The sequence below is a fragment of the Novosphingobium sp. TCA1 genome, assembly GCF_009811895.1.
GTDB lineage: Bacteria > Pseudomonadota > Alphaproteobacteria > Sphingomonadales > Sphingomonadaceae > Novosphingobium > Novosphingobium panipatense_A.
Map to the genome: position 1 here is coordinate 52,645 of NZ_BLJH01000005.1, position 20,964 is coordinate 73,608.

General features: G+C 67.1%; 15 protein-coding genes. 6 read left to right on the plus strand and 9 right to left on the minus strand.

The window, feature by feature from the left end:
- Nucleotides 1–6: 6 nt before the first annotated feature.
- Complete coding sequence (locus NTCA1_RS08115) at nt 7–1,197, minus strand: hypothetical protein (protein ID WP_159829925.1); 1,191 nt, start codon at nt 1,195–1,197, stop codon at nt 7–9.
- Nucleotides 1,198–1,391: 194 nt separating this feature from the next.
- Nucleotides 1,392–2,660: an amidohydrolase family protein gene (locus tag NTCA1_RS08120; protein WP_159829926.1), complete on the minus strand. Its 1,269-nt coding sequence runs from the start codon at nt 2,658–2,660 to the stop codon at nt 1,392–1,394.
- A gap of 182 nt (nt 2,661–2,842) precedes the next feature.
- On the opposite strand from NTCA1_RS08120, the gene NTCA1_RS08125 reads away from it, so the two are divergent.
- Entirely contained in the window at nt 2,843–4,132 is a 1,290-nt protein-coding gene (locus NTCA1_RS08125; RefSeq protein WP_159829928.1) for a cytochrome P450, read from the plus strand.
- A 36-nt stretch (nt 4,133–4,168) separates the two neighbouring features.
- Here NTCA1_RS08125 and NTCA1_RS08130 read toward each other — a convergent pair whose 3' ends face one another.
- The 3 genes from NTCA1_RS08130 to NTCA1_RS08140 form a co-directional block, all read right to left on the minus strand.
- Nucleotides 4,169–5,503 (minus strand): MFS transporter, encoded by a 1,335-nt coding sequence (locus NTCA1_RS08130; RefSeq protein ID WP_159829930.1) that lies wholly within the window; start codon nt 5,501–5,503, stop codon nt 4,169–4,171.
- Nucleotides 5,504–5,558: 55 nt separating this feature from the next.
- Nucleotides 5,559–6,383 carry a 2-keto-4-pentenoate hydratase gene (locus tag NTCA1_RS08135; RefSeq protein ID WP_374705168.1) on the minus strand — a complete coding sequence of 275 codons (825 nt, stop codon included), beginning with the start codon at nt 6,381–6,383 and terminating at the stop codon, nt 5,559–5,561.
- 86 nt (nt 6,384–6,469) lie between these two features.
- A complete protein-coding gene (locus tag NTCA1_RS08140; RefSeq protein WP_159829932.1) occupies nt 6,470–7,987 on the minus strand; it encodes a UxaA family hydrolase in 1,518 nt (505 codons plus the stop codon).
- 226 nt (nt 7,988–8,213) lie between these two features.
- Here NTCA1_RS08140 and NTCA1_RS08145 point away from each other — a divergent pair, with 226 nt between their 5' ends.
- The 5 genes from NTCA1_RS08145 to NTCA1_RS08165 all read left to right on the plus strand — a co-directional run bounded on the left by NTCA1_RS08145 (nt 8,214) and on the right by NTCA1_RS08165 (nt 13,815).
- On the plus strand, nt 8,214–9,248 hold the full coding sequence (locus tag NTCA1_RS08145) for a LacI family DNA-binding transcriptional regulator (RefSeq protein WP_159829934.1): 1,035 nt from the start codon (nt 8,214–8,216) through the stop codon (nt 9,246–9,248).
- Nucleotides 9,249–9,398: 150 nt separating this feature from the next.
- Entirely contained in the window at nt 9,399–10,235 is an 837-nt protein-coding gene (kduI, locus tag NTCA1_RS08150; protein ID WP_086490108.1) for a 5-dehydro-4-deoxy-D-glucuronate isomerase, read from the plus strand.
- A gap of 111 nt (nt 10,236–10,346) precedes the next feature.
- Nucleotides 10,347–11,102 (plus strand): 2-dehydro-3-deoxy-D-gluconate 5-dehydrogenase KduD, encoded by a 756-nt coding sequence (gene kduD / locus NTCA1_RS08155; RefSeq protein WP_159829936.1) that lies wholly within the window; start codon nt 10,347–10,349, stop codon nt 11,100–11,102.
- Nucleotides 11,103–11,116: 14 nt separating this feature from the next.
- Complete coding sequence (locus tag NTCA1_RS08160; protein ID WP_159829938.1) at nt 11,117–12,127, plus strand: sugar kinase; 1,011 nt, start codon at nt 11,117–11,119, stop codon at nt 12,125–12,127.
- A 134-nt stretch (nt 12,128–12,261) separates the two neighbouring features.
- Complete coding sequence (locus tag NTCA1_RS08165) at nt 12,262–13,815, plus strand: carboxylesterase/lipase family protein (protein WP_159829939.1); 1,554 nt, start codon at nt 12,262–12,264, stop codon at nt 13,813–13,815.
- 23 nt (nt 13,816–13,838) lie between these two features.
- Here NTCA1_RS08165 and NTCA1_RS08170 read toward each other — a convergent pair whose 3' ends face one another.
- From NTCA1_RS08170 to NTCA1_RS08185, 4 genes are read right to left on the minus strand one after another with little or no spacing between them, the layout of a single operon-like run.
- A complete protein-coding gene (locus tag NTCA1_RS08170; protein WP_236549178.1) occupies nt 13,839–14,117 on the minus strand; it encodes a DUF1294 domain-containing protein in 279 nt (92 codons plus the stop codon).
- 13 nt (nt 14,118–14,130) lie between these two features.
- The gene (locus tag NTCA1_RS08175) at nt 14,131–15,012 is read right to left on the minus strand and encodes a transglutaminase family protein (protein ID WP_159830152.1); all 882 of its coding nucleotides are present in this window, start codon (nt 15,010–15,012) and stop codon (nt 14,131–14,133) included.
- Entirely contained in the window at nt 15,012–17,549 is a 2,538-nt protein-coding gene (locus NTCA1_RS08180; protein WP_159829940.1) for a circularly permuted type 2 ATP-grasp protein, read from the minus strand. The genes NTCA1_RS08175 and NTCA1_RS08180 overlap by 1 nt, the downstream gene beginning before the upstream one ends.
- 4 nt (nt 17,550–17,553) lie before the next feature.
- Nucleotides 17,554–20,943: a DUF2126 domain-containing protein gene (locus NTCA1_RS08185; protein ID WP_159829941.1), complete on the minus strand. Its 3,390-nt coding sequence runs from the start codon at nt 20,941–20,943 to the stop codon at nt 17,554–17,556.
- Nucleotides 20,944–20,964 lie beyond the last annotated feature (21 nt).

The window sequence follows — 20,964 nt, forward strand, 5'->3', positions numbered from 1 at the left end:
CGTTTTTCAGGGCCTTGCCTTGACCTTCGAGGTCAGATCCATCGTCATCAGTTTCGGCAGGCCAGCCTTGATATTGAGGCGCGTGCCGGTGACCGGCGCCGTATCCGCCACGAGCATCAGGCGCTCGCGCCGCGCCATGCCCGCCGAATCCGCAGGCACGTCCAGCGGGACGTAGCGGCGTCCCTCCAGCGAAGATTGCATGAGCGCAAGGACGTCGGCATTCACTTTGGGGGCCTGCGCCGCGATTGCTACATCGCGAACGGTGCCGTCCTGCGCGATCAGGTAATCGAAATCGACCCACTGATCCTTGCTCAGGGTAGGCGTCACATAGAGCATTTCCGCTGATGACCCCGCGCCGAACTGCACCGGGGGTGCATAGATCAGCACCGGCGTCGCCATTTTCACTTCGGCGAGTTCCTGCATGATCTTGTCGACATCGGCATGCTTGTCCGAAATGAGGCGAAGCTTCACCGTCAGGGCCAGCGCGGCATCGCGCATGGGCTTGGTTGCCGGGTCGGTGGTTGCCCTGAGCGCGGCAAAACGCTTCCGGCTCTCGTAGGCATAAGCCGGATTGACGCTGGCAGCCAAGGCGTAGAAGCGCAAGGAACGGAACATCGCCGCGCCCTGGACTTCCGACCAGCCCGATTCCTCTGCCCGCCGCGCAACAGCGTCGTACATGTGGACTGCCGTGGAATACTTGCCCTGCCGCAGGAATACGTCGGCCACGGCCAGACGCTTGAACGAAATCGCCGGATCATCCGCCGGTAATCCCGCCTTCAGGGCATCGATGGAATCGAAAGTGGCGATGCGTCCGTAGTCCGGCATACCCAGCAGCGAGGCGACATCCGCATCGAACTGGAGCAGGCCGCTCACTTCGCGGGGCAGACTTTCCGCATAGCGCTTGTTGCGCGAACGGGACTTTATGAGCGTCTTGCGCGCGCTCTTGAACTGCCCCGCGATAAGCTGGTTTTCCGCATGCTCCATGGATGCCGCGATATCCTCGGCAGGCGGGCATTGCCGGGCGAGGCACTGCTCCAGCGAGGCCGCGGTCGAGCGCAGGCTGCGTCCCGTTACCGTGACCATGGAATCCGCGAGTCCTTCATCCATGGCGGAGATCTCTGCCGGCCTGGATGGAACCGGCACGGCCGAGCCTACAGGTTCGGCGGCTTGCAGCAGCAGAAACGGCAGAATGAGCATCACGATCTCCTCCAATGGATGGAACCATGAACCGGATAGACCAGAATCCGGCTGTTACTCATTACAATGTAGTAAAATCGCTGACTATCAAGCCCCTCACGCGCCCGAAACCGATATCGGCACCTTCAGAAACATCCGATCCGGTTCCATGAAACGGAACGCCGCGTCTATCGGCGCTCCGTTTCATGATCCAATCAGAACGGCAGCTTGTAGAACCGCACCGCGTTGTCCTGGAGAACCTTCTTCTTGATGGCGTAGTCGTAGCCGCCCAGCACGTCCTTGATGTGCGCCTGTACGCCCGGATAGAGCGAGGTGGGGTGCGGGAAGTCGGTTTCGAACATCACGTTGTCCACGCCGATGGTTTCCAGCAGTTGCTTCGGTGCGATCTTCTCGAACCAGAAGGTACACATGAAGTGGTCGCGGAAGTAGTCCCAGGGCTGCTTCTTCAGCACGTTGCGCTTGCTGGGCAGCATTTCCTGGAACTGGTGCTCCAGCGCTTCCACCGCGAAGGGCACCCAGCCCATGCCGCTTTCGATCAGGCCGATCTTGAGGTTCGGGTGACGGTCGAGGCGGCCGGAGACCATCCAGTTGCCCAGCGTCGCCGCGTTGCCGATCGAGAACATCGTCGCCACCACCGACAGCGTCTGTTCGAACTGGAACCCTTCCCAGGTCAGCGTGTTCGGATCGATCGCGGCGTTGAGGTGGAAGTTGAGCGAGATGCCCTCGGCGTCGATCATCTCCAGGAACGGCGTCCAGTATTCGTGGTTGAAGCTGGGCACGCCGACGCGTTCGGGGGTATCGGGCAGCACGAAACCGCGCAGGCCCATGTCGATGCAGCGACGGGCTTCCTTTTCCATCTCCGCCTTGTTCCAGAACGGCAGGTGGGCCATCGGGAACAGGCGTTCGCCCGATTCACGCTGGTAGTCCGCGTTGAAATCGTTGAACGTTTTCATGATGGTGACGGCCAGATCGTCGTCGCCCAGCGTCATCAGCATGCCCGCCTGGGTGATGCCCGAGTTCTGGAAGCAGATCTGCGCATAGACGCCCATGTCGTCCATGGCCTGAAGGCGCGGCGCGATCTCGTGCCCGCCCGGATGTGCCTCTTCCAGCGTGGGGAAAGCAAGGCGGCCGAGCAGCTTGTTGTTGTCCTTGCGGATCACGTTGCCGCCCAGCGAGCCGCAGTTGCGATCGCCGATATACCAGCGGTCGACGCCGTCGGCATCGCGCTTCACGAAAGGCATCTTGCTCTTCAGGCCGACCGGCGCGCGGTCGGTGAACAGCGTCGGCGGTTCGCTGAGGTGGGTGTCGGTATCGACGATCTTGATGCCTTCCAGCGACGGATCGAGCCCGCCGGACTGCGTGGCGTAGTCCACCTCGCGGATCACGCCGCCCTTGGTGTAGCCTTCGGAGGACCAGTACTTGCGCGCCGAGTCCTTCATTTCCTTGGTGTCGCCATCTGCCATGGCCGTGTCTCCCAAAATGCAATTGGGGACTCGTGTCGCAACCTTGGGGGCCGCAATCAATCGAGGAGCCCAACGCCGAAGCGATGAATGGCCCTCGGCCCGCTTCGCCGCGATACGGCGGCCTCGCTGCGTCTTGCCGCGAAAGGGCTGCCCGGGCATCCATGTCCTCGGGAGAGAACATCATGCCACAAACGCCGACGCTCGACGATATCCGTGTCGAATTCGATGCCCCCGACAATGTGCCGAAGGATCGCATCGTCGACCTGGGCTTTGCCATGGGTTCCGCGCCCAACGACCTGCTGGACCCTTACGAGCCGATGGGCTGGCTGGCGGGGGAGGACATTCCCCGCCTGCTGTTCAACCCGCCCTCGATGCACGGGCTTGGCGCGATCAGCGGCAATCGCAAGGGCTCGTGGGTGGTCAGCCACTACGCGGATATCGAGCGCGTCTATACCGACAACGACCACTTTTCCAACGCGGGAACAGCCGAATTCCAGCGTCTGATCGGGGAGACCTTCAAGTCGATCCCGCTTGCCATCGATCCGCCGGACCACCAGAAGTACCGGCTCTACCTGATGCCCTACTTCAGCCCCGCCCGGATCACCCGCGACCTTGAACCGCGCATCCGCAAGGTAGTGGACGAGATGATCGGCGCCATCGAAACCAGGGGCGAGGTCGACATGGCCTGGGACTTCGCGCGGGTCTATCCGGTGCGGATCTTCATGGGCCTGATGGGTTTCCCGGAGGAGAAATTCGAACAGTTCCTCGATTGGGAATGGGACATCCTCCACTCCGGCAGCCTCGAAAAGATGCAGGCGGCGCTGCGCGGCGTGCTCGATTTCCTGCGCGCCTTCATCGCCGAGAAGGAACGGAATCCCGACGAGCATCTCGTGTCCGCCATCGTCCACGGCCAGATCGAAGGCCGCGCGCCGACCGAGGACGAGAAGATCGGCATGGTCTGGTTCCTCTGGCTGGGCGGGCTCGACACCGTGGCGGCCACCATCGCCCAGATGTTCCGCCGCCTTGCCCTCCAGCCCGAATTGCAGAAGCGGCTGCGCGAGAACCCCGCGCTAATCAACTCGGCGGTCGAGGAATTCCTGCGTACCCAGCCGATCCTTTCATCCTCGCGCACCGCGACCAGGGACTTCGAATGGCACGGCATTCAGGTCCGCAAGGGCGATTCGTTCTCCTGCCTGAACCCGGCGGGCAACTTCGATCCCGCGCGCTTCGACGATCCGCGCCGTTTCGATCCCGAGCGCAAGGCCAACCGGCATTTCACTTTCGTGGGCGGCGTCCACATCTGTCTCGGCGCCCATCTTGCCCGGCGCGAGCTGCGTGTGCTGCTGGAACGGTGGTTCGAGCGGATTCCCGAATTCCGGGTCAAGCCGGGCGCGGATACCACGGTATTTCCGGGGCTGCTCTCGATCCGCAACCTGCCGATCGTCTGGCCGGTCGCCGGCAAGACGGAATAGGTCGGCGGGGGAGCGTGCTCCCCCGCCGCCTCCCGATCAGACTTTTGCCGGCGCCAGTTTCGGGCTGAGCAGGTGGACCACCGCCAGGGCCAGCAGGTAGGCGCTGGCGCAAATGGCGAAGAGCACTTCGTAGCTGTGCGTCGCATCGAGGATGTAGCCTGCGAAAAGCGCCATGCCCATACCGCCGAACGCGCCGACCGTGCCGCCGATCCCCACGACCGATCCTACAGCGCCGCGCGGGAACACGTCGGACGGCAGGGTGTAGAGATTGGCCGAGAAGGCCTGGTGTGCGGCCGTGGCAAGGCCGATCACCAGCACGGCTGACCAGACGCTGTCGATGCTCTGGGCGAACCAGATCGGCAGGACGCAGAAGGCACAGATCAGCATCGTGATCTTGCGGGCGAAATTGGGCGTCTTTCCGGCCTTGATCAGCTTTGAAGACAGCCAGCCGCCGCCCACGCTGCCGAGGTCGGAAATCAGGTAGATTCCGGCGAGCGGCAGGCCGAAGGTCTTGAGATCGAGATCATAGCGTTCGAACAGGTAGCCGGGCAGCCAGAACAGGAAGAACCACCAGATCGGATCGATCAGGAACTTGCCGAGGGCATAGGCCCAGGTCTCCTTCACGGTCAGCAGGCGCGCCCAGCCGATCTTCTCCACCGGGTCGGCCGGGTCCTGCTGGATCCAGTCGAGTTCGCCGCGCGTGACGCGGCCGTGCTGCGTGGGATGGCGGTACATGGCCCACCAGGCGGCCAGCCACACGATGCCGAAGATGCCGGTGACGAAAAAGGCCATGCGCCAGTCGAACCAGAGCACCAGCAACGGCACGATCAGCGGCGTCAGGATCGCGCCGACATTGGCGCCCGCATTGAACAGGCCGATCGCGAAGGCCCGCTCCTTCTGCGGGAACCAGTCGGTCACGGCGCGGATGCCTGCCGGGAAATTGCCCGATTCCCCGATCCCCAGGCCGAAACGCGCCGCCGCGAAAGAGGTGACCCCGCTGGCGAAACCATGCGCCATGTGGCTCACCGTCCAGATCACCAGCGCGATGGCATAGCCCAGCCGCGCGCCCAGCACGTCCACGACTTTACCGAACGAGAGGTAGCCGATGGCATAGGCCAGCTGGAACCAGAAGACGATCTCCGCAAAGTCGGATTCGGTCCAGTGGAACTCGGCCTCCAGCGTGGGCTTGAGCACGCCGATCATCTGCCGGTCGACATAGTTGATCGCCGTCGCCGCGAAGAGCAGCGCCACGATCACCCAGCGGTAGCGCCCCGCCGTGGGATGGAGCCCCGCCCGATCGACTGTGGAAGTTCCCGCGATTTCGCCGCCTTCGATCGCTCCGCTTCCGATCTCTTTGGCACCTGCGTTCATGTGATCCTGCTCCCTTTTCGGCGGCGCTGTTTTCCGGCCTGCCGATGGATCCTTGTCAGGCGGGTGCTGCCGCCACGATCTTGCAGCCGATGCTGCCGTGCCCGTCGAAATGGGCCAGGACATCCTGCCCCGGCGTTACGGGATGGACCCCGGTGACGGCGCCGGTGGAAACCCAGGTGCCGCCACTGCAATCCAGCCCCCGCGCGGCGAGGTTCGCCAGGAGGAACCGCACCGCGCCAAGCGGGCCGTCCAGCATGGTCGCCGTGGTCGCCGAGGCGATTTCCAGTCCCTCGATCTCGAAACGGACGGTGATCGCATCGAAATCGGCGCTTTCCCAGCCTTGCAGCAACGGGCCGACCACCATGCCGGCATTGTTGCCGAAATCCGAGATCGTGACCGGCGGCCCATCGGCATTGATGCCGGGATAGGGCGAGCTGGCCACTTCGATGCCGATATGCACCGCATCGAGCACCGCGCGGGTGGCCGCGTCGTCCGTGGGAACCACGCCGTTCCAGCCGGGCGCGACATGAAGCAGGAATTCCGCCTCCGCCGCCGCGAACCCTTTGGCGAAGACGGGCATTTCCGGCGTCTCTCCGCCCTCGGCCAGGACCACGCTGTCCGCGAAGATCGGGCCGGACAGGCGATCTGCGCCAAGGCGCGCATCTTCGGGCACGTTGATCCTGCCGACTTTCCAGCCCGCGACCGGGCGGCCGTCGATCCCGATGGCAAGGTCCTGGATGGCATAGGCGGCGGCAAGGTCCGAAGGCGCCTCACCGGGGTATGTCGTCAATGCACGCTTTTCACGGCGCGCCGCCACGAATGCCCCGGCAACCGCGCGGGCGCTATCGTGGGAGGCCTGTTCCTTGGAGCTCATCCCCATCCCTTCTTTATTCTGTTTCGGTGGTTAAAGGAAACCGGTGTCATAAGCAAATCAAAAGCATCGCGCGGCATCGAGTCATGGCGTTTTCAGAGAGTTACGCCGCGCTTCCAGACGGCGATCGCGCGCTGGCCCGCGCGTTCGGATGCGGTCGGCGTTCCGCTCGCGAAATCGCAGATCGCTTGCAGGAACGCGGCGTCGGCCGCGCCCTGTCCCTGGTCCAGCGCGATCGAGGCGTCGAAGTCGATCCAGTGCGGCTTGGCTTCGGACAGGCGGCGGTTGGAGGCAACCTTCACGGTCGGCACCGGAAAGCCCAGCGGGGTGCCGCGCCCGGTCGTGAAGAGCACCAGCGTCGCGCCCGAAGCGGCCAGCGCGGTGGAGGATACCGCGTCGTTTCCGGGCGCTTCCAGCAAGGTCACGCCCGGCACGCTCGCCTGCCCGCCATAGTCGATGACGTCGGCCAGCGGCGCCGTGCCTGCCTTCTGCACCGCGCCCAGAGACTTTTCCTCCAGCGTGGTGATGCCGCCCGCGATATTGCCGGGCGAGGGATTTTCCGAAACCGGCAGGCCCTGATCGAGGTAGTAGCGCTTGAAGCGGTTCACGAGGCCCGCCGCCGCCTCGAACACCGCGCGCGAGGTCGCACGGTCCAGCAGGGCCTGCTCGGCGCCGAAGATCTCGGGAATTTCGGTCAGGATCGCCTTGCCGCCCGCCTCGGAGATCGTCTCGGAAAGCCGCCCCAGCAGGGGGTTGGCGGTCAGCCCGGAAAAGCCGTCCGACCCGCCGCACTTGAGCCCGATGGTGAGCGCCGAGAGCGGCAGTTCGCTGCGCTCGGCGCGGGCCGCCTCCGCCACCAGCTCGTCCACCAGGCGCCCCGCTTCCGCGATCTCGTTGCCGGCCGACTGGCTGGAGAGCATGCGCAGCGTGGAGCGGGCCCAGACCGGCACCGCTCCCACCAGCGCGTCCAGTTGATTCGATTCGCAGCCCAGCCCCAGCAGCAGCACGCCTGCGGCATTGGGACTGGCCGCAAGGCCCGCCAGCAGCGCGCGGGTGCCGTCCAGATCGTCGCCGAGCTGCGAGCAGCCGTGCGGGTGGGCGAAGGCGTGGATGCCGTCCACCTTGCCTGCGGCGATCAGGTCTCCGTGGCGTGCCTGCGCCTCGCGCGCGACTTGCTCCGCGGTCATGCCGACGCAGCCGACGGTGGGCAGGATCCAGATCTCGTTGCGGGTGGCGGCGCGGCCGTCGGCGCGCAAGTAGCCGCGCCAGGTGGGGTGCCCGCCCTTAGGAGCGGCAGGGCCTTCGCGCTGGCCGAGATGCGGCGAATAGGCCAGCTCGCCCGCCAGCGCGGTTTCGACATTGTGGACATGGACATGACTGCCCGCCGGAATCGCCTGCTTCGCGCGGCCGATCGGCTGGCCATATTTCACGACCGTATCCCCTGCGGCGATATCCGCGAGCGCGAACTTGTGCCCCTGCCCCACGTCTTCGCGCAGGATCACGCCATTTCCGTTTTCTCCGGCCACACGCTCCCCGGCAGAAAGCGGCCGCAGCGCGACGGCCACGGTATCGCGGGGATGAATACGGATCGAGGGGGGAATTTCGAAAGACATCGTCTGACCGGAACCGAGGAGAAATTGAGGGGCTATCCAGATCTGGAAACCGGTGTCATCTTGCCTTTCCGCGTGCAGGAAGGCAAGCGGAACCGCGATGGCCTGAAACGGATACGTCACCGCACGGGTTTTCCCGCAGCGGGTCGGTTTCAGGCGCTTCATTGGTGATGCACTTCAGGTGCAATCGATTAACTGGCGTTATCGGGCGCATCAAGCAGGGACCAGAATGCCGGACGAACCCAAACGCGACACCAAGCCGACCATCAACGATGTCGCGCGCCTTTCCGGCGTATCGAAGAAGACCGTCAGCCGCGTCATCAACAAGTCGCCCCTGCTGAACCAGGCCACCCGCGAAAAGGTCGAGGCGGTCATCGCCGAGATCGGCTACGTGCCCAATCCGCAGGCCCGCGCCCTTGCCCTGCGCCGCAATTTCCTGATCGGCCTGATCCACGACAATCCCAACGCGCAGATGGTGCTGGGGGTGCAGGAAGGCATTCTCGAGGCCATTCGCGACACCGAGTTCGCCCTCGTCGTGCGCCCGGTGGACCGCCACGCGCCGACGATGCTCGACGATATCCGCCGCTTCATCGAACAGCAGCGGCTCTACGGCGTCTTGCTGCTGCCGCCGATTTCCGAGAACGACGAACTGGCGGCGGTCTGCCGCGAGCTGGGCTGCACGCTGGTGCGCATGGGCTCGGCCAGGCTGGACCACGACCGGCACCTCGTGGCTTCGAACGATCGCCACGCCGTGCGCGAGGCGGTGTCCTGGCTGACCACCCTCGGCCATCGCCGCATCGGCTTCATTGCCGGGCCTGAGGGCTTCCGCTCGGCAAGCGAGCGCGAACTCGGCTTCATCGACGGACTGGCCTCGGCCGGACTGAAGCTCGACCCCGCCCTTTCCCAGCGCGGCAACTACCGCTTCGAATCGGGCCTGGCCGCGGGCGAGCGCCTGCTCTCCGCCGATCCGCGTCCTACCGCGATCTTCTCCAGCAACGACGAGATGGCGGCAGGCGTGCTCCATGCCGCGCGGGCCAAGGGGATTTCGGTGCCCGAGCAACTCTCGATCATCGGCTTCGACGATACCGCCATCGCCGCGCATATCTGGCCGCCGCTCACCACCGTGCGCTGGCCGATCGTGGCCATGGCGACCGCCGCCGCGCACAAGCTAATCGAACCGGCCAATGCCGCCGACCAGCCCTCGCTGTTCCTGTCCGATCTCGTGCGCCGGGCCTCGGTCGCACCGCCCTCATCCGGCACCTGACAGCGCCTGCTCCCGCAACCGACCCACGCAACAGGCCCGGCAATATCGGTCCTCCGCATTGACACCGGTTACCAAGACCGGATAAGACTTGACCTGAGGCGTAATGACGTCCCACCATACGGAACTGAATTCCACAAGGGAGAGTCCCCCGTGTTCTGCAAGACCTACCACGCCACCCATCCCGACATGATGGAGTGCGTCTCCAACGAGGAACTGCGCGATCGCTACCTCGTCGGCGGCATGTTCGAAGACGGCAAGGTCAACCTCAACTATTCGCATAACGAACGCTTCGTGATCGGCGGCGCGGTGCCCTCTCAGGGTCCGCTCAAGCTGCCCGCGCAGACCGTTCCCAAGAGCGCGGAAGGCAAGCCGTTCCTGGAGCGCCGCGAAGCCGGCATCACCAATATCGGCGGCCCCGGCGCGATCACGGTCGACGGCCAGCGCTTCGAAGTGGGCAACAAGGAATGCCTCTATGTGCCGATGGGCTCGGACGAGGTGATCTTCGAAGGCGAGACCGCGCGTTTCTATATCGCCTCGGTTCCCGCCCACAAGGCCTGCCCGATCAAGCTCATCACGCTTGAAAACGCCAACCCGCTGGCGCGCGGCGACCTGGCCAATTCGAACCAGCGCACGATCTACCAGCTCGTCATCCCCGGCGTCTGCGAGAGCGCGCAGCTGCTGCTGGGCCTTACCGTGCTGGAGGAAGGCTCGGTCTGGAACACCATGCCGCCGCACCTTCATGACCGCCGCAGCGAGATCTACCTCTACTTCGAACTGCCCGAAGAGAACGACCGGATCTTCCACTACATGGGCGAGCCGGAACAGATGCGCCATATCGTGATCGCCAACGAAGAGGCCGTGATCAGCCCGCCCTGGTCGATCCACATGGGTTCGGGCACCAAGAAATACGCGTTCATCTGGGCCATGGGCGGGGAAAACCTCGACTATACCGACATGAACGTGCTGGATATCTGCCAGCTTCAGTAGGCCCATCGCCCCTGGCGGGGCGGAACGGGAACACGGTGGCAAGTCGATCCGGGGCATGGCTCCGGGTCGCTTCGACCTGCCACGAACGAGATTGGGACAGGACTGAACTTTATGGCGATTTCCTTCAGCCTCGAAGGCAAGGCCGCGCTGGTGACCGGCGCCAATACCGGGATCGGGCAGGCCATAGCCGTGGCGCTCGCCGAGGCCGGTGCCGATGTCGCGCTGGCCGGGCGCAGCGAACCCGCCGAGACTCTCGCCCTGATCGCGGCGACCGGGCGCAAGGCGGTGAACATCAAGGCCGACCTTTCCTCGATCGAACCCGTCGGCCGCGTCATCGCGGAAGCCGAAGCGGGTCTCGGCAAAGTGGATACCCTGGTCAACAATGCCGGGATCATCCGCCGCGACGACCTGCTGCAGTTCTCCGAGGAAGACTGGGACGCGGTGATCGACACCAATCTCAAGACCCTGTTCTTCCTCAGCCAGGCGGCGGCCAAGGGCATGGCCGCGCGGGGGAGCGGCAAGATCGTCAACATCGCCTCGCTGCTGACCTTCCAGGGCGGCATCCGCGTGCCCAGCTATGCGGCGGCGAAGTCCGGCGTGGGCGGCGTTACCAAGGCCATGGCCAACGAGCTGGCCGCCAGGGGCGTGCAGGTGAACGCGATCGCGCCGGGCTATATCTCCACCAACAATACCGCCGCCCTGCAAGGCGACGAGACGCGCAACCGCCAGATTCTGGAGCGGATCCCGACCGGCCGCTGGGGCCGTCCCGAAGATATTGCGGGCGCTGCGGTGTTCCTGGCTTCCCCGGCATCGGACTATGTGACAGGACACGTGCTCGCCGTGGACGGCGGTTGGCTAGCACGCTGAGGAATATCGATAGAATGACCGGTCACGTTACCTGCTTCGGCGAAGTTCTCATCCGTTTCGCCACCCATGATGCGCGGCTGATGGTCCAGTCGGATGCGCTCGACATGGTGGTCGGCGGGGCGGAAGCGAATGTCGCCTCGGGCCTCGCCTCGCTCGGGCATCCGGTGCGCATGGTGTCGCGCCTGCCCGCCAGCCCGCTGGGCGACAAGGCCCGCGCGGCGCTCGGCGCGGCGGGGATCGGCCTGTCCGGCGTGACCTCCGGGCCGGGGCGCATGGGCCTCTACTTCCTCGAAACCGGCGCCGGTCTGCGGCCCTCCTCGATTACTTACGACCGCGCGGGCAGCGCCTTCGCGCAATCGGCGGTGGAGCATTTCGACTTCGCCGCCGCGCTGGACGGCGCCCGGCTGCTGCACCTTTCGGGTATCACGCCCGCGCTCGGCCCCGGCGGCGTGGCGCTGGCCAAGGCCGCCGTGCGCGCGGCGCAGGAAGCGGGCGTGCCGATCTGCTTCGACGGCAACTACCGCGCGCTGCTCTGGGAAAGCTGGGACAGCAACCCGCGCGAAGTGCTGACCGAGCTGGTCTCCGCCGCCACGGTGATGATCGGCAACCACCGCGACATCTCGCTCCTGCTCGGCAAGACGTTCTCGGGCGACGGCGAGGATCGCCGCCGCGAGGCAGCGGAAGCGGCCTTCGCCGCCTTCCCGGGCCTCCAGGTGATCGCCTCCACCGCGCGCCACGTCGTCAACGCGGCGCACCACCGTATCGCCGCGCGGGTCGATGCGCGCGATAGCGGCTACCAGACCGACGAGGCCGACGTGACCGGCATCGTCGACCGCATCGGCACCGGAGACGCTTTCGCGGCGGGCGTGCTGCACAAGTGGCTGGAAGGCGCGGACATCCGCGCCATGGCCGATGCCGGGCTGGCCTATACGGTGCTCAAGCATTCGCTTCACGGCGACATGAGCCTGATCGGCAAGGCGGAACTCGAAGCGTTCTCGATCGCGGGAGCTGACGTGCGGCGCTGACCGGCAGGAACAGGTCGTCCCGGACCTGATCCGGGACAGCTGGCCTGACCGCGCCCGGCCCGCAGACTCGCGCCTCAAGGACTGACAGCGGTCCCGGATCAAGTCCGGGACGACGGGATGGGGGAGAGAAGCACATGACGGCCAGCGGCATGACCCGGCGCTCGCTCGTGACGACGGCAGCCGCCGCCGTGGCGGCCGGTTCCGCCCCTCTCCTTGCACGGTCTCCGACAACTCCGGTCGTGGGCCGCTACTTCGGCCTCGACGAACAGGGCGTGCGCGCCTTCAGGGGCATCCGCTATGGCCGCGCGGCGCGCTTCGCCCGTGCCGTGGCCGAGCCCTGGGACGGCCCGCGCGCCGATGCGCTAAGCTTCGGCCCGATCTGCCCGCAGCGCGGCATGGATGGCGAGCCGCAGTCCGAGGACTGCCTCTTCCTCAACGTCTGGACGCCCGAGGCGAACCCGGCCGCCCGGCGCGCGGTCATGGTCTATTTCCACGGCGGCGCCTATACCACCGGCTCGGTCACCGACCCGCTGACACAAGGCGCGCGGCTGGCGGCGGAGGGCGACGTGGTGGTCGTCACCGTCAATCACCGGCTCAATGCGCTGGGCTATGCCTGGCTGAAACCTTTCGGCACGCGCTATGCCGATAGCGGCAATCTCGGTCAGCTCGACCTGATCCTCGCCCTGCAATGGGTGCGCGCGCATATCGCCGCGTTCGGCGGCGATCCGGCGCGGGTCATGGTGTTCGGCCAGTCCGGCGGCGGCGCCAAGATCGCGACGCTCATGGCCATGCCCGCCGCCGCAGGCCTGTTTCACAGCGCCGCCACGATGAGCGGGCAACAGGTCCAGGCCAGTGGGCCGATGCATGCCTGGGCGCGTACCCAGGCGCTGATGGCGGCGCTGAAGCTGGCGCCCGGCGATGTCGAAGGCCTGCGCACGATGCCGGTCGAGCGATTGGTCGAAGGGCTCGCCGCCAGCGATCCCGTGATGCGCGGCCCGGTCTATTTCGGCCCGGTGCTGGACATGACCAACCTGCCGCGCCACCCCTTCTGGCCGGACGCCGCGCCGCAGTCGCGCGCGGTGCCGATGATCCTCGGCAATACGCACGAGGAAACCCGCGCCTTCATCGATCCGCGCGGCAGCAAGCTCAAGGGTCTCGACTGGAGCAATCTGGCGGAGCGCATGGGCCGCGAGGTGAAGATCGACCTCGACCCGCAATGGGTGGTGGACCAGTACCGCGCCCGCGAACCGCTCTGGAGCGCGGAGCAGGTGTTCTATGCCGCCACCACGGCGGGCCGGTCCTGGCCGGGACAAGTGATCGAGGCGGACGAACGCGCGAGAGCCGGGGCCGCCGCCACCTGGGTCTACCAGCTCGAACGCCCCTCCCCCATCGATCCCCTGCGGGGCGCGGCGCATACCGACGATATTCCCTACGTCTTCGGCACGCTGGACGCACCCGGCAGCTATTCGGGCAGCGACGCCGCCGCGCAGGCGCTTGGCCGGGCGATGATGGGCGCCTTTACCGGGCTGGCCAGGACCGGGCGGCCGGGGCTGCCCGGCTGGTCGAACTATGTCCTGCCGTCCCGCGCGACGATGATGTTCGGCAACACCGTCCGCATGGAAAACGACCCGCGCGGCTGGCAGCGCGAACTCTGGGCGAGAGCGCCCTACGTCCAGCCCGGAAGCTGATTCCTCCCCGTTTCGGGGAGGAACTAAATGGCCATCCACGCCAGACCGGCCAGGACCGCCGCTTGCAGCGTCACGATCGCGAAAAGCCGGCCGACGAAAGGCTGCTTGCGCGTCTTGTGGCGCAGGACGCGGCGGGCCAGCAGGGCGCCGGGAGAGCCTCCGGCCGCCGCCAGGGCCAGGAGGCGCCGTTCCGGCACGCGGCGCCCGCCCGCCATGGCCCGGCCCTTGTCGAAGGCGAAAGCGAAGAAGGCGGCAAGGTTCATCAGGCCGAGGTAGACGGCGAGTGCGGCGGACATATCCATGCCCGCGCCTTTCTCAGTCCAGCGGCGCGACGTCCACTGAGAACAGCATGGTCTGCTGCGACGATCCCCGGAACGTGCCGTCGAGCGGGGCGACATCGGAATAGTCGCGGCCCATGCCGATGAAGACATGGTCGGTATCGGCCAGGATGGCATTGGTGGGATCGAAACCGACCCAGCCGAGTTCCTCGCCGCACCACAGGTTCACCCAGGCATGCATGGCGTCCACCCCCACCAGCCGCGCCTGCCCCGGCGGCGGCAGGGTGCGCAAGTAGCCGCTGACATAGGCCGCCGGAATGCCGTGGGCACGCGCGGCGATGATCATGATATGGCTGAAGTCCTGACAGACCCCGTGGCGCGCGTGGAAGGCCTCGATCGGCGGGGTATCCGCCGCCGTAGCCCCGGAATCGTAGGCGAACTGATCGTGGATCGCCGTCATCAGCGCGCGCCCGGCATCCATCACCGGCATCGCATCGCTCAGGAACCCGCTGGACCAGAGGGCGATGTCGCGCTCCGGGGCGGCGAGGGGCGAGGCGAAAATGTAGGACGCCGGCCCCAGCGCCGAGAGATCGGGCAGCCGCATGGCCCGTTCGCGCAAGTCGGAAAGGACCGGCCCGCTTGCGGCGGTGACGTAGAACGGCAGGGCTTCGCGCTCCACCACGAAGCGGCTGTCTATCCGCAACCGGCTGATCGGTTCGCGCAAGGAAAAGCGGGTCTCGTTGACGTAGTAGCCGCCGTCGCCATCCGTCACTTGCGCCGGGCCGGGGTCCAGCGCGAGGGCATAGTCGCTGACCTGCTGGCCGGGCCAGGACGCCGGGCGCAGCCGCACGTTGAACTGCGCGAGCTGCACGGGCGCGGCATATTCCAGGGTCGTGGCATGGCTGACGGCGTAGCGCATCACAGCACCGGGGTCCGTTTCTCCGCCTCGTCGGGATCGAACTGTAGAAAATAGCGCGAGGAAATGGCGTCGGACAAGTCCAGCAGCCGCGCCTCGATCCCGGCGATCCAGTTCCAGTCGGTATCCCCCGCCGTCGCCGCCTGGACTTCGCCCAGCAGCGCCCGCGCCGCGCGCATCGGCGGCTCGGGCAAGTTGTCGTCGCGGGCGCTGGGAAGCGCGGCGAGGTGCTCGACCACGCCCGCGATCTGGAACACCAGCGCGCGCGGATTGTCGGGATCGAGCAGGACGAGATCGCGTACCGGTCCCGGCATCGGCCCGGTCAGGTAGCGGGTGCGGTAGATGATCTGGCTGTCGCAAAGGTCGAGCAGGACACCCAGCGCGCCCGGCGCTTCCGCCAGTTCGCCAAGGCGGCGGACCATGCGGCAGATGCCCTGTGCGCGCTCCATGCGCTGGCCGATCTCCAGGAAGCGCCAGGCCGCCGAGCGCACCATGTTTTCGGAAACCAGGCCGGACAAGGCGCTGAAATGCTCGGTCAGCGTGCGAACGGCGCCCAGCAGGCTGGCCGGACGGTGCAAGTCGAAGTCCGGCATTGGCCTGCTGACGAGGCGCCAGAAATCCCGCGCAAAACGCTCGCGCAGCGAAAGCCCCACCGCCTGCCTGCGCCTGAGCAGCGCGGCGACGCCGCCGGGAAGCTGCGTCTCTCCCAGGGCCGCGGCGCAGGTGGCGGCGGCGGGCTGGCCGGGCGGCGGCGCGAGCACGGCTCCGCTTTCCACCAGCATGTCCACCAAGGCCTGCAGCACCCCGGATTCGTCGCCCGTACCGTCATAGGTGCTGGCGCTCAGGCCCCCGTCCACTTCCACCGAGCCGTCGAGCAGCGCCCGCAGCAGGCGGGTGACGAACTGCGCGCGTTCGTTGTAGCGGCCGAACCAGAACAGGTTGTCCGCCGCCTGGCTGGCGAGGATCCCGCCCCCGCGCGAGATCGGCGGCTCGCCCGCGGCGCGCACCGGCTGGAACCCGGCACCGGGCTGGTCCTCGATCACCCAGAGATCGGCGGAAAGATCGCCCTCGCCCATCAGCGAAGTCGGCAGCGCCTTGGCCGAGGACAGGCGCGCGAACCCGCCGGGCATAACCCTCCATGCGCCTTCCGCATCGCGCGCCACGAAAGCGCGTACCGTGAAGGGCCGGGGTGCGAGTTCACCGGCGATGATCGCGGGAGTGGTGGAAAGCTTGACGATCTCCTGCCCGCAATAGTCCATCGGGCGCCGGGAAAGCGCTTCGAGCAGGGCCGTGCGCTCGGCCCCGGAAAGCTCGGACGCGGCGACAGGCTCGCGGCGGGAGAGGCCCTCGACCGGCTGGCCGAAGGCGGGCAGGACTGCCAGTTCGTCCAGCCGCGCGGCCACGGTGGCGCTTTCGGCCGCCTGCCCGCACCACCAGGTGGCGATATTCGGCAGCAGCGGTTCCTCGCCCAGCAGGACCCGGCAGAGGCGCGGCATGAAGGCGGCGAAGGCAGGCGTTTCCAGCACTTCGGTGCCCGGCCAGTTGACCATGCCGACACTGCCGCCCGCCCAGGCCTCGAACAGGTTGGCGACGCCGAGCCGAGACTTGGCGTCGAACGAGAGCGGATCGAGCGCATCGGTATTGATCCAGCGCCAGATCGCATCGACGCGCTTGGGCCCGGCGATCGTGCCGACCCATAGCCGGTCCTCCACCACCGAGAGATCCCGCCCCTCGACCAGCGGAAAGCCGAGATAGCGCGCGAGATGGGCCTGTTCGGCGTAAGTCTGGTTGAAGCGCCCGGCCGTGAGCAGGGCGATGCGCGGCGATTCGCGCCCGCAGGCTGCCACCATGCCTGCGCGCATCTGCCCGAAGAACTCGACGATGCGCCGCACATGGTTGTCGGCCAGCACGGTGCCGCCGGTACGCGTCATCGCCAGGCGGTTTTCCAGGGCATAGCCGATGCCGCTGGCCATGCGCACCCGGTCCTGCAACACCCGCCAGTGTCCGCGCGGCCCCCGCGCAAGGTCGGCGGAATAGACCTGGATGAAGTGGCCGTCACCGCCTTGCCCGCCCTGAGGCGCGCGGCCGGGCATCTTGCGCGCGAAATAGGGGCTGCCGGCAATGACGGCGGCGGGAAGGTGCCCCTCCCTGACCAGCCGCTGCGGCCCGTAGATGTCCGCGGCGAGCCTTTCGAACAATGTGGCGCGCTGGATCAGGCCGCGCTCGATTTCCGCCCATTCCGCCGATCCCACCACCAGCGGCATGGCGTTGAGCGGCCAGTCGCGCTCCTCCTCGTCCCCGGTGACGCGGAACGTCAGGCCGAGATCGGCGGCATGGCGGGTTGCCGCATCCTGCAAGGCCGAGGGGTCGCCTTCGGCCAGCAGCGAAAGCCCCGCCGCCACCTTGTGCCAGTGCGCGGCGATCGGCTCGGCAGCGTCCCCGAACAGGTCTCCGCCGCTGACCGCCACGGGATAGGCATCCAGCCACCCCGCAGCGGGTCCGATCAGGTCCGTGGGACCGGAAGGGGAAACGAGAGACATAGGCTCACACTACGCGCGGCGGGCGGCGAAGATCCAGCGAACAGGGAAATTCGCCCGGCGCTTCCTCCGGCGGGAGCGGCAGGCTACCCGGCGAATGGCCGTGCGGCAGGAACCGCGCCTTGCGCCGCGCTTCCGCCTCGTAGCCGTTGATCGGCACATCGTCGTAATTGCGGCCGCCCGGATGGGCGACATGATAGACGCAGCCGCCCAGCGAGCGCCGGTTCCACAAGTCGTAGATATCGAACGTGAGCGGCGCATGGGCGGCCATCATCGGATGGAGGCATTCGGCAGGCGCCCAGGCCTTGTAGCGTACGCCCCCGATCCCCACCGGGCCTACCCCCACCTCGCCCGCACCGGTCATCGTCAGCGGCACGCGGCGGCCGTTGCAGGAAATGACGTGGCGCCCGGCCACCAGCCCCTGCGCCCGAACCTGGAGGCGCTCGGTGGAACTGTCGACATAGCGCACGGTGCCGCCGATCGCGCCGGTTTCGCCCAGCACGTTCCACGGCTCCAGCGCATGGCTGATTTCCAGCGAGACGCCCCCGCCCTCCACCGCGCCGTGGACGGGGAAACGGAACATGCGCTGCGCCTCGAACCAGGCGGGATCGAAGCGGTAGCCCGCCCGGCCGAGGTCATCCAGCACATCGAGGAAATCGGCCCAGACGAAATGGCCCAGCATGAACCGGTCGTGGAGCTGCGTGCCCCAGCGCACCAGTTCGCCCCCTTGCGGTTCCTTCCAGAACCAGGCGGTGAGCGCCCGCAGCAGCAGTTGCTGGGCCAGGCTCATCTTCGCATCGGGCGGCATCTCGAAGCCGCGAAACTCGACGAGGCCGAGACGGCCGGTCGGCCCGTCGGGGCTGAACAGCTTGTCGATGCAGATCTCGGTGCGATGGGTATTGCCGGTGACGTCCACCAGCAGGTTGCGCAGCAGGCGGTCGATCACCCAGGGGGCGGGCGGGGCTTGCTCCCCATCCGGTCCCGGCACTTGCGCCAGGGCGATCTCCAGTTCGTAGAGCGCATCGTGCCGGGCCTCGTCGATGCGCGGCGCCTGGCTGGTCGGGCCGATGAACAGGCCGGAGAACAGGTAGCTGAGCGAGGGATGGCGCTGCCAGTAGGTGACGAAGCTCTTCAGCAGGTCCGGGCGGCGGATGAAGGGGCTTTCGAGCAGGCTCGGCCCGCCCAGCACGATGTGATTGCCGCCGCCGGTGCCGATCGAGCGGCCATCGACCATGAACTTGTCCGCCGTCAGCCCCACGTCGCGCGCGGCGTCGTAGAGCGTCTCGGTGATCTCCACGGTCTCGCGCCATGAGGCCGAGGGGTGGATGTTCACTTCGATCACGCCGGGGTCGGGCGTGACTTTCAGCACTTGCAGGCGCGGGTCGGGCGGCGGCGGATAGCCTTCGATGCGGATCGGCAAGCCGTGCCGCTCGGCCACGACTTCCACCGCGGCGATGAGTTCGAGATAGTCTTCCAGCCGCTCGGTGGGCGGGATGAACACGGCCAGATAGTCCCCGCGCGGCTCCACGGTGATCGCGGTGCGCACCGCGCCCTCGATGATCCGCTGCTCGACCAGGTCCTGCGCGCCGTGCCCGCCTTCGGCCTGCTCGACATGCTGCACCCGCTGCGCGCCGAGATGTTCCGCCCCCCGTGCCGCCGCCTGCTCCCGGAAATCGCCCAGCGGCACGCGCGGCTCGGCCGTGTCGCGCGGGTGGATATAGGGATAGTCGGAAGGCGGCACATAAGGCAGCGAACCGAGCGGCAGGCGGTAACCGAGCGCGGAATCGCCCGGCACCGCAGTCAGCATGTCCTTGCGCAGGCGCCAGCGCTCGCTCTTCCAGCGCACCGGAGAGGCATCCGCCGCATTCCAGCGCTGCACCGGCAGGACATAGCCCACCGCCTTGTCCAGCCCGCGCCGGTAGGTTCGCACGAAGCGGCGCGCCAGTTCCTCGTCGGCCACCTTGGGGTCGAGCGGCGTGACGTTGACGGGCAGCTCGGCTTCCTTCTCCGCCCAGTCCCCGGTGTCCTCGTAGACCGGCTGGACGAAGCCTTCCTCGACGCCGAGGCCCCGCGCCGTCTCGCGCAGCAGGGTTTCGGCCAGGGCCACGTCGAGCGTAGGCGCAGGTTCGGCCTCGTCGTGCTGCCCGCGCGGATGCTCGGGCGCGATCAGCGCAGGGTCGCGCCAGATCGGCGTGCCGTCCTTGCGCCAGTAGATCGAAAAGCCCCAGCGCGGCAGGCTCTCGCCCGGATACCACTTGCCCTGCCCGTAATGGAGCAGCGAACCGGGTGCGAACTTCTCTCGCAGGAGGCGGATCAGGCGGTCGGCATAGGCCGCCTTGGTCGGGCCGACAGCGCCGTTGTTCCACTCGTCCGCCTCGAAATCGCGGTCGGCGATGAACGTCGGCTCGCCGCCCATCGTCAGCTTGGCACCCACAGCGTCAAGGTCCGCATCGACCCGGTCGCCAAGCTCGAGCAGGGCCTGCCAGCGTTCCTCGGTGAAAGGCCGGGTGATCCGCACCGCCTCGGCGATGCGGCTGACGCCCATCTCGAAATGGAAGTCCACTTCCGCAGGCTCGGCCATGCCCTCGATCGGGGTGGCGGAGCGATAGTGAGGCGCGGCGCAGAGCGGGATATGCCCCTCCCCCGCGAACATGCCGGACGTGGCGTCGAGCGCGATCCAGCCCGCGCCCGGCACGTAGGCCTCGGCCCAGGCGTGGAGGTCCGTCACGTCCTCCAGCACCCCCTGCGGCCCTTCCTTGGGGATCACGTCGGCCACGAGCTGGATCGAATAGCCCGAGACGAACCGCGCCGCGAAGCCCAGGCGGCGCAGCAGCTGCACCAGCAGCCAGGCCGAATCGCGGCACGAGCCGATCCCCGCCGCCAGGGTTTCCTCCGGGGTCATCACCCCGGTCTCCATGCGGATCACATAGCCGATGCGCTCTTGCAGGCGGCGGTTGATCTCCACCAGGAAATCGACCGTGCGTCCCTCGTAGCCGAGGTGCGACGCCACCAGCGATTCGAACAGCGGCCCCTGTTCCTCCAGCTCGAAACAGGCGGCCAGATCGGATTGCAGCACCGGCGAATAGGCGAAAGGATAGTTCTCCGCCTCCGGCTCCACGAAGAAGTCGAAGGGGTTGATCACGGCCAGGTCGGCCAGCAGGTCCACCTCGATCGAAAAATGATCGACCGGATCGGGGAACACCACGCGCGCCTGCCAGTTACCGTGCGGATCCTGCTGCCAGTTCAGGAAATGCTCGGGCGGGCTGATCTTGAGCGAATAGTTCGGCACCGCCGTGCGGCTGTGCGGCGCCGGACGCAGCCGGATCACCTGGGGGCCGAGACGCACCCGCCGGGAATAGCGGTAGCGTGTGAGATGGTGGAGCGCCGCCTTGATCATCAGGCGTGACTGTGCGTCAAA

Coding starts and splice junctions, on each gene's coding strand:
- NTCA1_RS08115 (WP_159829925.1), bottom strand. CDS start 1,197: ATGCTCATTCTGCCGTTTCTGCTGCTGCAAGCCGCCGAACCTGTAGGC.
- NTCA1_RS08120 (WP_159829926.1), bottom strand. CDS start 2,660: ATGGCAGATGGCGACACCAAGGAAATGAAGGACTCGGCGCGCAAGTAC.
- NTCA1_RS08125 (WP_159829928.1), top strand. CDS start 2,843: ATGCCACAAACGCCGACGCTCGACGATATCCGTGTCGAATTCGATGCC.
- NTCA1_RS08130 (WP_159829930.1), bottom strand. CDS start 5,503: ATGAACGCAGGTGCCAAAGAGATCGGAAGCGGAGCGATCGAAGGCGGC.
- NTCA1_RS08135 (WP_374705168.1), bottom strand. CDS start 6,383: ATGGGGATGAGCTCCAAGGAACAGGCCTCCCACGATAGCGCCCGCGCG.
- NTCA1_RS08140 (WP_159829932.1), bottom strand. CDS start 7,987: ATGTCTTTCGAAATTCCCCCCTCGATCCGTATTCATCCCCGCGATACC.
- NTCA1_RS08145 (WP_159829934.1), top strand. CDS start 8,214: ATGCCGGACGAACCCAAACGCGACACCAAGCCGACCATCAACGATGTC.
- kduD (WP_159829936.1), top strand. CDS start 10,347: ATGGCGATTTCCTTCAGCCTCGAAGGCAAGGCCGCGCTGGTGACCGGC.
- NTCA1_RS08160 (WP_159829938.1), top strand. CDS start 11,117: ATGACCGGTCACGTTACCTGCTTCGGCGAAGTTCTCATCCGTTTCGCC.
- NTCA1_RS08165 (WP_159829939.1), top strand. CDS start 12,262: ATGACGGCCAGCGGCATGACCCGGCGCTCGCTCGTGACGACGGCAGCC.
- NTCA1_RS08170 (WP_236549178.1), bottom strand. CDS start 14,117: ATGGATATGTCCGCCGCACTCGCCGTCTACCTCGGCCTGATGAACCTT.
- NTCA1_RS08175 (WP_159830152.1), bottom strand. CDS start 15,012: ATGCGCTACGCCGTCAGCCATGCCACGACCCTGGAATATGCCGCGCCC.
- NTCA1_RS08180 (WP_159829940.1), bottom strand. CDS start 17,549: ATGTCTCTCGTTTCCCCTTCCGGTCCCACGGACCTGATCGGACCCGCT.
- NTCA1_RS08185 (WP_159829941.1), bottom strand. CDS start 20,943: ATGATCAAGGCGGCGCTCCACCATCTCACACGCTACCGCTATTCCCGG.